This is a genomic window from Natrialba sp. SSL1 (genome assembly GCF_001861355.1).
Taxonomy (GTDB): domain Archaea; phylum Halobacteriota; class Halobacteria; order Halobacteriales; family Natrialbaceae; genus Natrialba.
Map to the genome: position 1 here is coordinate 1 of NZ_MASN01000018.1, position 12,836 is coordinate 12,836.

10 protein-coding genes are annotated in these 12,836 nt (G+C 61.2%); 5 read left to right on the forward strand and 5 right to left on the reverse strand.

All coding sequences use genetic code 11. The annotated features are described in order from the left end of the window. On the reverse strand, positions 1–457 hold a 457-nt coding region (locus tag BBD46_RS04215), incomplete at its 3' end, for an aldehyde dehydrogenase family protein (RefSeq protein ID WP_139173495.1). Positions 458–932: 475 nt separating this feature from the next. On the opposite strand from BBD46_RS04215, the gene BBD46_RS04220 reads away from it, so the two are divergent. Further along, positions 933–2,417 carry a glycerate kinase type-2 family protein gene (locus BBD46_RS04220; protein ID WP_071400509.1) on the forward strand — a complete coding sequence of 495 codons (1,485 nt, stop codon included), beginning with the start codon at positions 933–935 and terminating at the stop codon, positions 2,415–2,417. Between the two features lie 327 nt (positions 2,418–2,744). Further along, positions 2,745–3,383: a rod-determining factor RdfA gene (rdfA, locus tag BBD46_RS04225; RefSeq protein ID WP_071400510.1), complete on the forward strand. Its 639-nt coding sequence runs from the start codon at positions 2,745–2,747 to the stop codon at positions 3,381–3,383. Between the two features lie 487 nt (positions 3,384–3,870). Here rdfA and BBD46_RS04230 read toward each other — a convergent pair whose 3' ends face one another. Then, positions 3,871–4,959, reverse strand: coding sequence for a Vms1/Ankzf1 family peptidyl-tRNA hydrolase (locus BBD46_RS04230; protein WP_071400511.1), 1,089 nt, complete (start codon positions 4,957–4,959; stop codon positions 3,871–3,873). A 140-nt stretch (positions 4,960–5,099) separates the two neighbouring features. Further along, complete coding sequence (locus BBD46_RS04235; RefSeq protein ID WP_071400512.1) at positions 5,100–5,804, reverse strand: DUF2270 domain-containing protein; 705 nt, start codon at positions 5,802–5,804, stop codon at positions 5,100–5,102. Between the two features lie 130 nt (positions 5,805–5,934). Between BBD46_RS04235 and BBD46_RS04240 the strand changes: the two genes are divergently transcribed. The 3 genes from BBD46_RS04240 (at position 5,935) to BBD46_RS04250 (ending at position 8,103) form a co-directional block, all read left to right on the forward strand. Continuing rightward, the gene (locus BBD46_RS04240) at positions 5,935–6,744 is read left to right on the forward strand and encodes a helix-turn-helix transcriptional regulator (protein ID WP_071400513.1); all 810 of its coding nucleotides are present in this window, start codon (positions 5,935–5,937) and stop codon (positions 6,742–6,744) included. Between the two features lie 239 nt (positions 6,745–6,983). Beyond that, positions 6,984–7,235, forward strand: coding sequence for a hypothetical protein (locus tag BBD46_RS04245; RefSeq protein WP_071400514.1), 252 nt, complete (start codon positions 6,984–6,986; stop codon positions 7,233–7,235). Between the two features lie 91 nt (positions 7,236–7,326). After that, complete coding sequence (locus BBD46_RS04250; protein WP_071400515.1) at positions 7,327–8,103, forward strand: methyltransferase domain-containing protein; 777 nt, start codon at positions 7,327–7,329, stop codon at positions 8,101–8,103. Between the two features lie 14 nt (positions 8,104–8,117). Here the strand turns inward: BBD46_RS04250 and BBD46_RS04255 are convergent, their stop codons facing one another. Beyond that, positions 8,118–9,794, reverse strand: a complete 1,677-nt coding sequence (locus tag BBD46_RS04255; RefSeq protein WP_071400516.1) for an HTTM domain-containing protein — start codon at positions 9,792–9,794, stop codon at positions 8,118–8,120. A gap of 149 nt (positions 9,795–9,943) precedes the next feature. Then, positions 9,944–12,820: an ATP-binding protein gene (locus BBD46_RS21510; RefSeq protein ID WP_084777679.1), complete on the reverse strand. Its 2,877-nt coding sequence runs from the start codon at positions 12,818–12,820 to the stop codon at positions 9,944–9,946. Positions 12,821–12,836: the final 16 nt, after the last annotated feature.

The window sequence follows — 12,836 nt, forward strand, 5'->3', positions numbered from 1 at the left end:
TGATGCAACCGATGACACCGCGGGGTTTCCGGCGCATGTAGGCGTCCTTGCTGCCTACTTCGCTTGGTACCACGTCTCCGTGCGGGTGACGTGCGTTGCCCGCCGCCCACTCGACCATATGCCAGGCCTCGGCGACGTCCGCTTTCCCTTCGGAGATTTCCTTGCCACACTCCTTCGAGACGATTTCGCCGAGTTCGTCGTGGCGCTCGCGCAGTTCGTGGTAGATGTCCCAGAGGTACTCCGCGCGGTCGATGTGGGACAGTTCTCGCCACTCTTCGAAGGCCTCGTCGGCAACCTCGAGGGCGGCGTCGACGTCGTCTTCAGTGCCGCGCTGGAACGTCGCCAGCGTTTCGCCCGTCGCCGGATTCTCGCTTTCGAACGTTTCCGAGCCGGTTCCTTCGACCCATTCACCGTCGATGTAGTGAAGATTGACTTCACTCGAGGTAGTGTCGCTCACACAGAGTGCAACTTGTGGTGTCGACATAGTCTTTCCCCTTCGACGGACCGTCATGGCGACCAACACAGTATCCCGATCCGAATTTGATAGCTACAAACGAAGTACCTGCCGTGACGGTTGTTGTCATTGCACCGTTATAACCGACTGGTTGTTACAGTATCGGTCCAGAAGACAACGACTGTCTACAATTCCCGGTCTGAACAGCCCCATAGAGCCAGTTCGATCGCGTGCCGAAGTGGCATTTGAGAGTATGAAACAGAATTCGCGTCTGGTTGCTGGCCACCCTTTCGAGTAAGACGCCAGAAAACGACGAGGTGTCGATAAATTCCGTCCCATCCGAGAGTGGGGATTGTTCACAACTCGCTTATTTCGGGCACTAATATTTGAAGCTATCAAACGAAGCCCACTCATCAGAACCGTGCCCACGTAGCGCTGCACGGTAAATACATACGCCGAGACGCCCAAAGCGGTACGCATGGACGGCGACTCCCCCGACCATCTATCCGCACCGCCCGACCGTGATGGACCGGTAGCACGCACACCGACGGCCGCACACGAGGTCGCACTCGAGTGCCTGCTCGCGGGGATCGAGGCGGCTCGGCCCGATGAGCGAATCGCGGAGACCTGTACAGTGGCAAACGACGTGCTAACCGTGACGGACGTGACCGGGAGCGAAAGCGACACAACCTCGTACGATCTGTCACAGTACGAACGGATCACGGTCGTTGGCGGTGGGAAGGCGGCTGCACAGCTCGTATGCGCGCTTGAAACGGAGTTCGAGGGGAGCGCCGTTATCGAAGACCGACTTACGACGGGCGTCGTCGTGACCGACAACCCGGTCGAGAGCGACATCGTCGCTGTTCGTGAGGGAGCGCACCCGATTCCGAGTGAAACCGGTGTTCAACACACGAAGCAGGTGCTCGAGGCCGCAGCGGCTGCCGGTGAGAACGAGTTACTGCTCGTTGTCGTCACTGGCGGCGCGAGTGCGCTGCTCGCTGCGCCAGCCGCGTCACTCTCGGTGTCCGACCTGCAGCAGGTGACGACGGCCCTGCTTGGTGCCGGTGCACCGATCGACGAGATCAACGCCGTCAGAAAGCACTGCTCGGCGATCAAGGGCGGTCAACTCGCCCGAACCGCGGCACCTGCAACCGTCGTCACGCTCGCGCTGAGCGATGTCGTCGGTGATGATCCCAGCGTGATCGGCAGCGGACCGACGGTACCGGACCCGACAACCTACGGCGACGCACTCGCCGTCCTCGAGCGCTACGAGATCGACGCACCCGACGCCGTCGTCGCCCACCTCGAGCACGGCCACGCCGGAGCACTCCCGGAGACGCCAACGCTCGAGACGGACGCCAACTGCTTCGATCGGACGAGCACACACGTTATCGGAAACGGGCGCGTCGCACTCGAGGCAGCCCGTGACGCCGCACGCGATCGGGGGTACACACCACTCGTGCTCGCCTCACGTGTCCGCGGTGAAGCCCGCGAGGCGGCCCAGACACACGTCGCCATCGCCGAAGAGTGTCGCCGCACCGGCGAGCCGTGTTCCCCGCCTGCCGTTCTCCTCTCCGGTGGCGAGACGACCGTAACCCTCTGTGAGGAGCCCGGTCGCGGCGGGCCAAACCAGGAGTTCGCACTCACGAGCGCGCTTGCACTCGAGTCCGACGGCATCGTCGTCGGCAGTGTCGACACCGATGGTATCGACGGCACAACCCATGTCGCGGGTGCGCTTGTGGACGCGACCACAGTGGGACCGAGTGCGCTCGAAGCAGACGGCGAGTCCGATCAAAATCGAGGGCGAACGCGGACGGACGCCCACGATGCACTCGCGCGAAACGATGCGTGTGCCGTCCTCGAGGACGAAGAGGCACTTGTCCGAACTGGTCCAACCGGAACGAACGTCAACGATCTCCGGGTACTGGTCGTCGAGCCGTCCTCGCCGTCAGAAGAACTCTGAGTCACTCTCAGTCTCGACTGGGCAGAGAGCACCGTTTGATACAGTCAATTTACAATCTTACGACTGTAAATGGTGGCGAAGAGCAGTCGAATCGATGCGACTCGTACTCTCTTATCTGTCCGTCTCGTTGGCAACAGAGGACTACAGATATGATTCACACCTGGGATGAAGAAGAAAGAGACAGGAACAAGATAAGTAGGAAAAGCGGATAGTCAGCGGCTCGAGAACGCAGCGACAGCTCCGTCGACAACCCTCGCATTACGGACGTATTGCTGTAAACACCGCGGTCGGAACGCTTTTCTCGCTCACTGGAGTACCGTTCGGACAGTGACCGAGCGAACTCTCGACGCAGCGGCGAGTTCAGCGTGTGGCTGCAAGGTCGGACGGATCGCCGAGCAGTACGATCTGATCGGGCTGGACGAGGAACTCGTTAGCTACTGGACCGACAGAACCGACGACCGATACAGCACGCGAGACCTCGCAGAACACGTCAACCAACGTGTGCTCGAGGCCGCCCTCGACGACGCAGGGCTGCAGTACAAAGACGGCGAGGTCGAGAACACGTACCGGCTGCTCACCGGCGACGACGTCAGCAGCGGGACACGCGTCCAGACACGCAAGGAACTCGAGCGCGACGCCGTCCCAGTCGAGGACGTCGAGAGCGATTTCGTCTCGCACCAGACCGTCTACAACCACCTGACGGGCTGTCTCGAAGCCTCGCTCGAGTCGCCGAGCGACGAGGAGCGACTCGAACGTAGCCGAAATAAACTCGGCGCGCTCCGAAACCGGACCGCAGCGGTGACGGAGGATACGGTCGCCCAACTCGAGCGAAGTGACGTCCTCGATATTGGGGAGTTCAACGTCCTCGTGACGGTGACGGTGACCTGCGAGGACTGCAAACAACAGTATACGATCCGCGATCTGCTGGACCAGGGTGGCTGCCGGTGTGCGGAGTCAGACGAGTAATCTGTCGTCCCCGTCCCCGTCCGCAGTCCGCTGTCCACTGTCTCCTTCCCTGCTTCCTGCCCCTGCTCACCGTTCCGCAAATCGGGTGGTAAAACCGTTCTACCATGTTCATCCACGGGTATCCACACGGAGACGTGTTCGTACCCACTCCTATTTACACTCACCCCACTCTCACACCCCATCCATCAGCACTCACTCTCATCCACACCATCGGTACTCGAGTGTACTCCGCGAGTCCGATCGTCGTGTGAGTAGCGGTGTCGAATAGTGGACTGTTCTCCGGGGGCATACACCATCTGAGGACCGACTATCTCGCTGACAAATGTGACAAATACCATATATACATTCAAGTCAGACACGTTTCTGTGTGACCACCGATCACGTTCGGACGCTCGAACGGATTGCTCTGGTAAACCCAACCAGCAACGACCAGCAAAACCCACCGAACTGAATTATCTGATCTCGAGCGCCGGTCTCACTCCTCACCTCACTCGATCGGGAACCGAAGCAACGCAGCAATTCCGTCGAACGCATCGACGAACCGGCTCCCATCGGCAAAGTCGTCCGGCACGATCACCGTCTCGCCACCCTGGTCGACCGCCCGGTCACCGACCGATTGCATCGCCGTCCCCTCGAGTGCCGTCGACAGTAACACCGTCTCGACCGCGTCGTACTCGAGTGCCTCGTCGACCTCGTCCATCCCGTATGCGATCGTATCGCCGTCGGTCTGTACGCGGTCAAAGAACTCCGAGAGTGTCTCACGAGCGTGTTCGTGATCCGTTTCGTCGATCGCTTGCTGGCCCGTTTCGGCGAGTTGGCGAAGTCCCTGCTCCGATGCGTACTCGACGCTGAACTCACCGATGACCTGGTCGTCGAAGCGGTGGTCGAGGTCAGCTTCCTCGCGGAACCGTTCGATCGTGCCGGTCGTGCCACCGAGGAGGATACCGTCGACCGCGTCGTCGTCCAGAAACGTTCGTGCTGCGCGGTCTGCGACCTCGTCGAAGAACTCGCGTTTCTGTCGTTCGCGGTCACGTTCGAACCGATCAGCAGACTGGCCGCCGGCGCTCGACTTTCCGGGAACGTCGCTATCGAACGAGTCGATCACCTCGACGGTTTCGCCCTCGTAGCGGCCGAAGGCTGCACCCCCGCGCTCGACGACGAGAAGGCCGTACGTTGATTCGTCCTCGGTGACAGCCGTTAGCGGCTCGAGATTGAACTCGTTGTGGTGCTCGTAGAGTAGGTCATCGACTGCGAGCGGGAGATCATCGAAGACGACCGTGAGAAGGTCGGCGTCGACGACGCCGGTGTAGATGGCGAGGCCGTTTTCCGGCACTGCGTCGTAGTCGCCAAGCTCCTGACGGGCGGCCTCGAGCGCGTCAACTAACGGTGCGTCGAGTGCCTGTTCGTCGAGTTTTGTCGCCTCGGCGTAGTCGGTTTCGACGGGCTGGCGAGCCGCACCGATCGATTCGCTCGGCGGGACGACAATCGAGACGAGGACGTCTTCGTCTGCGCTCGCGTTCTTGAGTCGGTCGAGTTGGGCACGACGGTCGTACTCAGCATGGGTATCGACAGGCATCCGTTGAACTGACTTCGCTACGCTGGCGTCTCGGTTGAGGGATGTGCCGGCGTTCTCAAGTCGAGAGACCGTCGTCGCTCTAGTTTCGCACTTTGGCTCTGACTGCAACAAAGCCTCAATTTCGTATAGCAAATAGTGGTTTATCCCGTGTCTTTCCACGTCTGTTGGTCGTCATCCCGAAACTCACCCATCGCCTCGCGTTCGTGTGGCCACAGTGTGAGTACCAGTATCGCGGCATAGAACACGCCCACAAGTACGGAGACTGCCCCGCCGGGTAGCTCCCCAATCGTTGCGACGGTTCGAAAGCTCTCGCCGGACGCAAACGCAGTGACGCGGAAGATCCAGGCCAACAGGAGGACGAACAGTAACGCGAAATAGATCCGTCGAAGACGGTTGCTGATCGCCTCAAAGAACGAGATTTTTACCGTCGGCCGCTGGTAGTCCTCGCTCAGTTCACTCCGCCACTCCTCGTGTTCGAGTTCCTGCGATGGGTCAAGCGCATTTGCGAGTAAATTCTTCTGAAAGAGACGCACACGCGAGCGATAAACATCGTAGTCGCGATACCGGCGTGCTTCGATAACGAGGAACGTCGACACCGCCAGCACGGCAACCAGGATGATATAGTGTGGATTATCCGGACTCGAGAAGGCCCACGTGAGAATCGCAGCCATCACGGTAACGCTCCAGGTAGTCGTCTGATCGAGGCGGTCTCGCCAGGTTGTTTCCCGGTCGAGTTCTCCCCGATAGGCGTCCCCGAGGACGGAACTCATCGTCGAAATATCATCGTCAATCTCACTCCCGAGCTCATCGTCGTCAGGCGACTGTCGGTCGCGATTGGAGCCCATGGGGGTAGTATGTTATCGACTACCAAGTATCGACTACCACCAACCGACCGCCCATCGAATCACCGGACTATCGAACCACCCAACCACCGCGACGCCGCAGAGCTATAGTCTCCTGGCCAGTACTAGTCTTATGTTACCACACACCACAGATACGGCGCTCGACGACATCGAGTTCTTGGCTCGTTCGCCACATCGTGTCACCGTACTCGAGTCCCTGGCCGAGCGCCCACAGAGTCGGGCGGCACTGCGGACGGAGACCGGTGCGTCGATGTCGACAGTCGGGCGAACGCTCCGGGAGTTCGAAGCCCGTCACTGGATCGTTCGTGATGGGGACGAGTACAGAGCGACGCAGTTGGGTTCGTTCGTCGCTGCGGGGCTCAGTGACCTTCTCGAGCGGATCGAAACCGAACGGACGCTGCGGGACGTCTGGGAGTGGCTTCCGATTGAGGCGAACGAGTTTCCCATCGAAATCGGTGCTGATGCAGTCGTAACGGTTGCAGAGACGAGTGATCCGTACCGGCCTGTCAACCGCTTCGTCGAACTGCTCCGGGAGACGGAGACGTTTCGATTCCTCGGTTTCGATCTGGGGTTGCTCGATCCCTGCCGGGAGGAGTTTTGCCAGCGCATTCTCGACGGCATGGAAACGGAGATTATCGATCCACCACACGTCGCAGCCGCCGTTCGACGCACACATCCGGATCTCTCGAGAGAGGCCCTCGAAAGCGGGAATCTCACGGTGTTGCTCCATAGGGAGGTGCCACCCTACGGCATCAGCCTCTTCGAACACCGCGTCGGTATCAGCGGCTACAATCAGGACAGCGGGACTGTCAAGGTGTTCGTCGACACGGAGACGCCAGCGGCCCGTCGCTGGGCCGAGGACACCTACGAGCAGTTCCGCCGCGAGGCACGTCCGCTCGCGACTGGCCCGGAACTCGAGTAACGGTACGGTATACTGTGCATGCGGTTGGTGTGGTTTCAGCCTCTCCGGTTTGTTCCGGTCCTGTTTCTCCCTGTTCCGTGATTCTCACTCTCTCATGTGTTGCAAGCCGATCATACCGTGCACGTCGTGCAGCACCTGCATCCGCGTCATCGCCTGCCCGTCATGCACTGCGTGCGGTTTGGGTGTCGGATGACTACATGCGGCTCTTAACCGTACCGACACTCGGAGGACGAACACGCATGACAGCAAACGTTCACGACGAGGAGACGACGACAGCACTCGAGGTAGCCTGCGACACGGCTGTCTCGGGTTGTGTCTTCAAACTACGAACTGAGGAGGACGACAGAGGCCGGCTACTCGAGATCACACGCGACCACGTCGCCGAACAGCACGGCAAGGAGTTCACACTCGAGGAGATCGAAGAACAGCACGTCGAGACGGTCAGTGTTCCGGTGGGCGAACAGGAACACGAGCACGAACACAAACAGTAGCGAGAGGGCAAGAACGGGGAGTCAGGAAAGCAAGAAAACAGAACCCGGAAACAGTCGAACAGGGCGGGAGACAACCCGCAAAACGGTCACTATGGCATACAAACTCGACGAACAGGAACTCGAGGAGAAGGTAACGACACTGTATCGAGCGGTCGCGACGGAGCCGGACGCGGAGTACCACTTCGAGATGGGACGACCGCTGGCGGAGCAACTGGGGTATCCAACGGCAGATCTCGACCGGATTCCAGCGCGTGCGCTCGCGTCGTTCGCCGGCGTTGGCTACCACATAGATATGGCATCGTTGCGCCCCGGTGATTCGGTGCTCGATCTGGGGAGCGGGTCGGGGACCGACACCTTCGTCGCAGCCCTCCACGTCGGTAGCGAGGGGCGCGTCGTCGGCCTCGATATGACTGACGAACAACTCGAGAACGCACGTGCTGCTCGCGACGAGGCGGGGATGGATACCGTCTCGTTCGAACGCGGCCACATCGAGGAAATTCCGTTCGGCGACGATACCTTCGATGTCGTCCTCTCGAACGGGGTGATCAATCTCTCGGCGCAGAAAGAGCAGGTGTTCGAGGAGGTCAAGCGCGTCCTCGCGCCGGACGGTCGGATCGCTCTTTCGGATATCGTCAGTCGAGAGCACATGCCGGAGCGGATCAAGAACGACGTGGATCTCTGGGCGTCGTGTATCGGCGGGGCGATGCAGCTCGACGACTACACCGACGTGATCGAACGGCCCGGCATCGATGTACACGTAATGCGGGCGAACCCGCAGTACGAGTTTACCTCGGAGCGTGCACAGGGTGCGTGTCAGCGCTACGGCGTGCGAAGCATCTCGATCGGGGCTCGCGTCAGTGGTGACTGAGGCGCGGCCCCGAACTACGGCAGCCCACTCTCATTATCGTTATTCCACTCGGAGTCTACAATTTCGATCGGCTCGTTGTCACCGCAGCCGTGTCTGTGTAGCACCACCGCCGAGCGCTCGCGCTCGTCCGGTGTCCCGATCGTCTCGCGGGTTACCTCCTCCTGTACCTGATACATCGTGAGGTGCGTGAGTTCGTCGCCGCCGTCGTGGGCCTCGTTCCACTCGGTGCAGATGTGTTCGGCCAGCAGGGCGGTCGTCTCAGGCGGCTCCGTCGCTCCGACGCTGTTCATATAGAAGCGCTCGCGGTACGTCTCGTACTGCTGCTGGAGATTCTCGTAGGGACGGTCGAACGTCAGTTCACGATCGTTGTACACGTCGAGGCGCTCCCCAGAGGCGGTCACTGCCGGGAAGACGTAGTACCGGTCCGTCGTCCGTGGCTCCGGAGCAAAGATACTCCACTCAGTCTGGTGGTCGACGAACCCGGTCGCGCCTCGTTCGATCTCCGCGACCGGATCGACCTCGTCATGGTCACCGACCAGCCCACCCGCAGAGAGTACCGACACCAGCGCGATAACGACCCCAATCGCGATGATAGCAGCCATCGCCGTCCGTGCCGGATCGTGTCGAAGTCGGTGTCCGAGAGTTGCAGCGTACTCGAGTTCGAGCCGTGGCAGGCGGGCGGCGATTGCAGGTAGTGCTGGAAGACGGTCGGAGAGTCGGTGGTGGCGAGCGAGTGGGAGCCGAGTTCGGACCGCTCTGTTCGCGGTCGTGGGTTCGCCGCTCGTCGTCGAAAGCGAGAGCCGTTGTGCGACGGCCGAGAGGTCGTCCCAGAACGACGACTGGAGAAAGAGGATGAGTCCGGCGAGCGCGACGAACGCGAACGCACCGATGCGGACGGTGACGGCGAACGACAGGTGGGCGACCATGTAGATCGAGACGAGCCCCGTTCGGAGGCGACCGCGCGCGAGGACGAGCAGGCCGGAGAGACAGAGCATGTAGTACCACGCGAAACCGCCGGCTTGAAGCAACGACGGGACCGCGTGGAGGGAGTCCGCGAGGAGAAACGTCATATCGTCGAGGCCGAAGACGAGGACGGCCGCCTCGCCGCTCGGCCACAGGGTAGAGCCGGACTTGTGATAGCCGTTGACCGTGTACATCGTGATCATCTGGAGGAGTGCGAGCGCCGTGCCGATGCTCGCGACGCTCGCTCTCCGTTCCCGGTCAGCGTGGACGGCGTCGATCGACCACCGTTCCCCGAGCGGGAGGAAGATCGCCCAGAAGAGCAGCCAGACGAACAGCGTGTCGGCGTAGCTCAGCACCAGTGGGTTCCGCAGGTCGAGCGAGAGAACGAACACGAGCGACAGCGCGGTCGCGACTCGAGTGTAGTAGCCGACGAGCAACAGGACGGCGAGCACGCCGTGGACGACGAACAGCGCCGCCGTCCCAGTGGGATCGGTGGTGAGGAAGTACACCGACGGCGCGTCAGTCGACAGGGCGGCGGTTGCGAGCGACTGGGGGACCGGACCGGCCTCGGTGTAGAAGTACGAGAAATTCCGAGCGCGAAGGAAGAGATCGACGAGAATCAACAGTGCGAGGGCGATCCGAAAGAGCGCGAGTGTGCGGGTGTCGATGCGGACGCGCTCGCGCAGGGCTGCTCGTAGCGTCGCCGTCGCGGAGGCGGCCAGAACCATCGGAAGAGACTCTTTTTTCCAGAGGCGTCGGGCACAACATATGTTTTGTTATGTGGCCTCGAACGAGGCTGGACTCGAACGGTCGCGGTGCTCCGGTCTGAGCGAGAGCGAGCCAGGAACCGACACTGCCGAGAGCAGCCAATACGATGTTAGTCCGCCAGCGGCAGTGTAAACGAAATCGTCGTTCCGTCTCCGGGTTCGGACTCGACCCAGATGGTGCCACCGTGGCGCTCGACGATCCGCTGGCAGAGCGCGAGTCCGATTCCAGTCCCCTCGAACTCCTCGCGGCTGTGGAGGCGGTCGAAGACCGAAAAGATCCGCTCCTGATCGTCCGCGTCGATCCCGATCCCGTCGTCCGCAATCGAGATCACACACTCGTCGTCCCACGTCCGCCGCTCTGCGCTCACGTGCACGGCTGGTGCCCCCTCGTCGTTGTACACGAGTGCGTTGCTGAGAAGGTTCTGCACAACTTGGCGGAGCTGGGACTCGTCACCCTGCACGCGCGGCAGCGACTCGACCGTAATCTCCGCATCGCGCTCTGTCACCTGTACCTGGAGGTCCTTGCGAACCTCCTCGACGATGGTGTCGAGATCGATCGGCTCGAGTGGCTCCCCTCTGGTCTCGACTCTGGCGTACTCGAGTAATCCGTCGATCATCTCTCGCATCCGGTCGGCCCCGTTGACGGCGAACTCGAGGAACTCTGCGCCCTCGTCGTCGAGTTCGTCGCGGTAGCGGCTGTCGAGCAGTTGGAGGTAGCTCGAGACCATTCGAAGGGGCTCTTGCAGGTCGTGGGAAGCGGCGTAGGCGAACTGTTCGAGGCGTTCGTTCGAGGACTCGAGGTTAGAGACGAGCGTCTCGAGTTCGGTCTGGCGGCGCTGGCGTTCGTACTCGTAGCTGAGCCACTGGGTTGCGAGTTCGACGAAGCGCTGTTCTGCAGGCGAGAAGGGCGCGGGGCGTTCGTCCTCGCCGGCGAAACAGAGCGTGCCGTAGAGCGTGTCGTCGACCATGACCTTGCCGCCGACGTAGGCGTCGAAGTCCCAGCGCTCGTAGGCGGCGTCGGAGACGGTCTCTGCCGGCGGGGAGTCGATGAGGACGAGCAGGTCGTCGGTGTCGATCGTCTCTCGGCAGTACGTCTCCGACAGTGGTGCGGTCGCACCCGGTTCGATCTCCCTGCCGCCGATAGACTGGGCGACTTCGAACCGGTTGCGATCGGCGTCGATGGCTGAGACGAAGCCGACGGGCAGGTCGAGGCGCTCGCGGCCGAGTTCGAGGAGATCGTCGACTTTCTCCTCGAACGAGCGCTCCCGATCGGCAGTAATTTCGTACAGTCGCTGAAGCGCGTGATTGCTCTTTCGTAGCTCCTGTTTGGTCTCCTTTCTGGCAGACACGTCACGGAGATAGACCGACAGCCCGGTCTCCGACGGATAGGCGTTGATCTCGACCCATGCATCGAGTGCTGGCACGTTCGCTTCGAATGAAACAGGTTCTTGCGTGGTTGCTGCCTGCCGGAGTGTCGACTCGACATCGTCTGCATCGGGGAAGACCGACCAGAACGACTGCCCGACGAGCGCCTCGTCGGACGCGTCGAGGAGGTCGACCGCACTGTCGTTTACGTACGTGAACGTCCAGTCCGTGTCGATACCGATGAACGCGTCCGTGATCCGGGTGTGGACTTCGTCGAGTTCCTCCTCGAGTTGGCGTCGTTTCGTCACGTCGCGGACGACACAGACCATACCGCCGTCGTCGGTCGGCGCGAGGTAGTGATCCTCGATGAACTGACTACCGTCTCGTCGCAGCCCGACGGTTTCGCCCGACCAGGCCTCGCCCTCCTGTACCGTCGAGACCACGTCCTCGTAGATCTCGTCGGTCATCCCTTCGGGATACAGCCGCTCCCAATGCATACCGATCATCGTCTCCGGTTCGTAGTCATAGAGCTCCGCGTACGCCGAGTTTACGTAGACGAAGGTGCCTTCCTCATCGAGCAGACTGATCCCCTCACTCGCTGTTTCGAGCGCTTGCACTACCCGTTCGTGCGTGCTGAAGCCCGCCCCGGTTGCTGTACACTCCGGTTCTGGACGTTGTTTGGCCTGGACGTTTCGGATGGCGGACTCGAGTACGGTGCCAATGCGCTGGAGGAAGGCGAGGTCGTCCTCGGTGAACTGGTGGGTGGTGTCGGTGGGAAGGGTGAGGGTGAGGAGCCCCCACGGCTGGCTGTGTTCGGACTCAAACGCAGACGTGAACTGGTCGTTGGTTTCAGACGCATCGTTGGGTCCGTCCTCACGATCATGGCTGCGACCACGGCCACGGTCGCGGTCACACTCAGCGGAACCAGCACCACCGAGACGAATCACACATCCTTGTGCTGAACCGGCGTCAGCATCGTCGTCTCTGCCCTCGACTCCATCTCTTTCTCCACCTTCGTCCCCATTTACATCTCTACCTCTACCTCTCCCTTCACCTTCGATTCCATCTCTATTTCTATCTCTATCTCTATTTTCGTCTCCGCCCCCACCTCCATCGCTACCTTCGACCCAATCTCCATCTTTCCCTTCGTCTCGATCCCCTCCGCTCATCGACCCAACGGCAACGAACCCGGGGTCGTCATCGGACACCGCACCCACGACCGGCGCAGCCGACTCGAGTGCCCGACCGGCGAGGCCGTGAGTAACGGACCGCGAACACCCAATTGCGGTTTCATCACTGCTCTCCGGTGGGGCCGCTTCTCCAGACGTTGCCACTGCGCGGACAGTCGCAGTCCGCGCGATTCGGGTCGCACGCTCGTCGTCAGCGTCAGACTCAGCCCCAGCACCGTCCGACTTCTCCACCGAGACGTCGTCGAACTCGAGTACCGACAGTGCTGTCACGTCGACTGCAGTTACAATACGGTCGCTCACGTCGTCCAGAAACCGATCGAGGCATGCGTACTCGAGTGCACGCTGTCGGATCTCGCGGATGACGTGTTCACGGTGCCGTCGAGCGTCCGACACGGACGACTCGCCGGAATCCGTTCGCGGAGGAGCAGGCATTCACGGCCACTACCCG

Bases quoted from the DNA above. Each gene is read 5' to 3' on its own strand.
- BBD46_RS04220 (WP_071400509.1), top strand. From the start codon at position 933: ATGGACGGCGACTCCCCCGACCATCTATCCGCACCGCCCGACCGTGAT.
- BBD46_RS04230 (WP_071400511.1), bottom strand. From the start codon at position 4,959: ATGCCTGTCGATACCCATGCTGAGTACGACCGTCGTGCCCAACTCGAC.
- BBD46_RS04235 (WP_071400512.1), bottom strand. From the start codon at position 5,804: ATGGGCTCCAATCGCGACCGACAGTCGCCTGACGACGATGAGCTCGGG.
- BBD46_RS04240 (WP_071400513.1), top strand. From the start codon at position 5,935: ATGTTACCACACACCACAGATACGGCGCTCGACGACATCGAGTTCTTG.
- BBD46_RS04245 (WP_071400514.1), top strand. From the start codon at position 6,984: ATGACAGCAAACGTTCACGACGAGGAGACGACGACAGCACTCGAGGTA.
- BBD46_RS04250 (WP_071400515.1), top strand. From the start codon at position 7,327: ATGGCATACAAACTCGACGAACAGGAACTCGAGGAGAAGGTAACGACA.
- BBD46_RS04255 (WP_071400516.1), bottom strand. From the start codon at position 9,794: ATGGTTCTGGCCGCCTCCGCGACGGCGACGCTACGAGCAGCCCTGCGC.
- BBD46_RS21510 (WP_084777679.1), bottom strand. From the start codon at position 12,820: ATGCCTGCTCCTCCGCGAACGGATTCCGGCGAGTCGTCCGTGTCGGAC.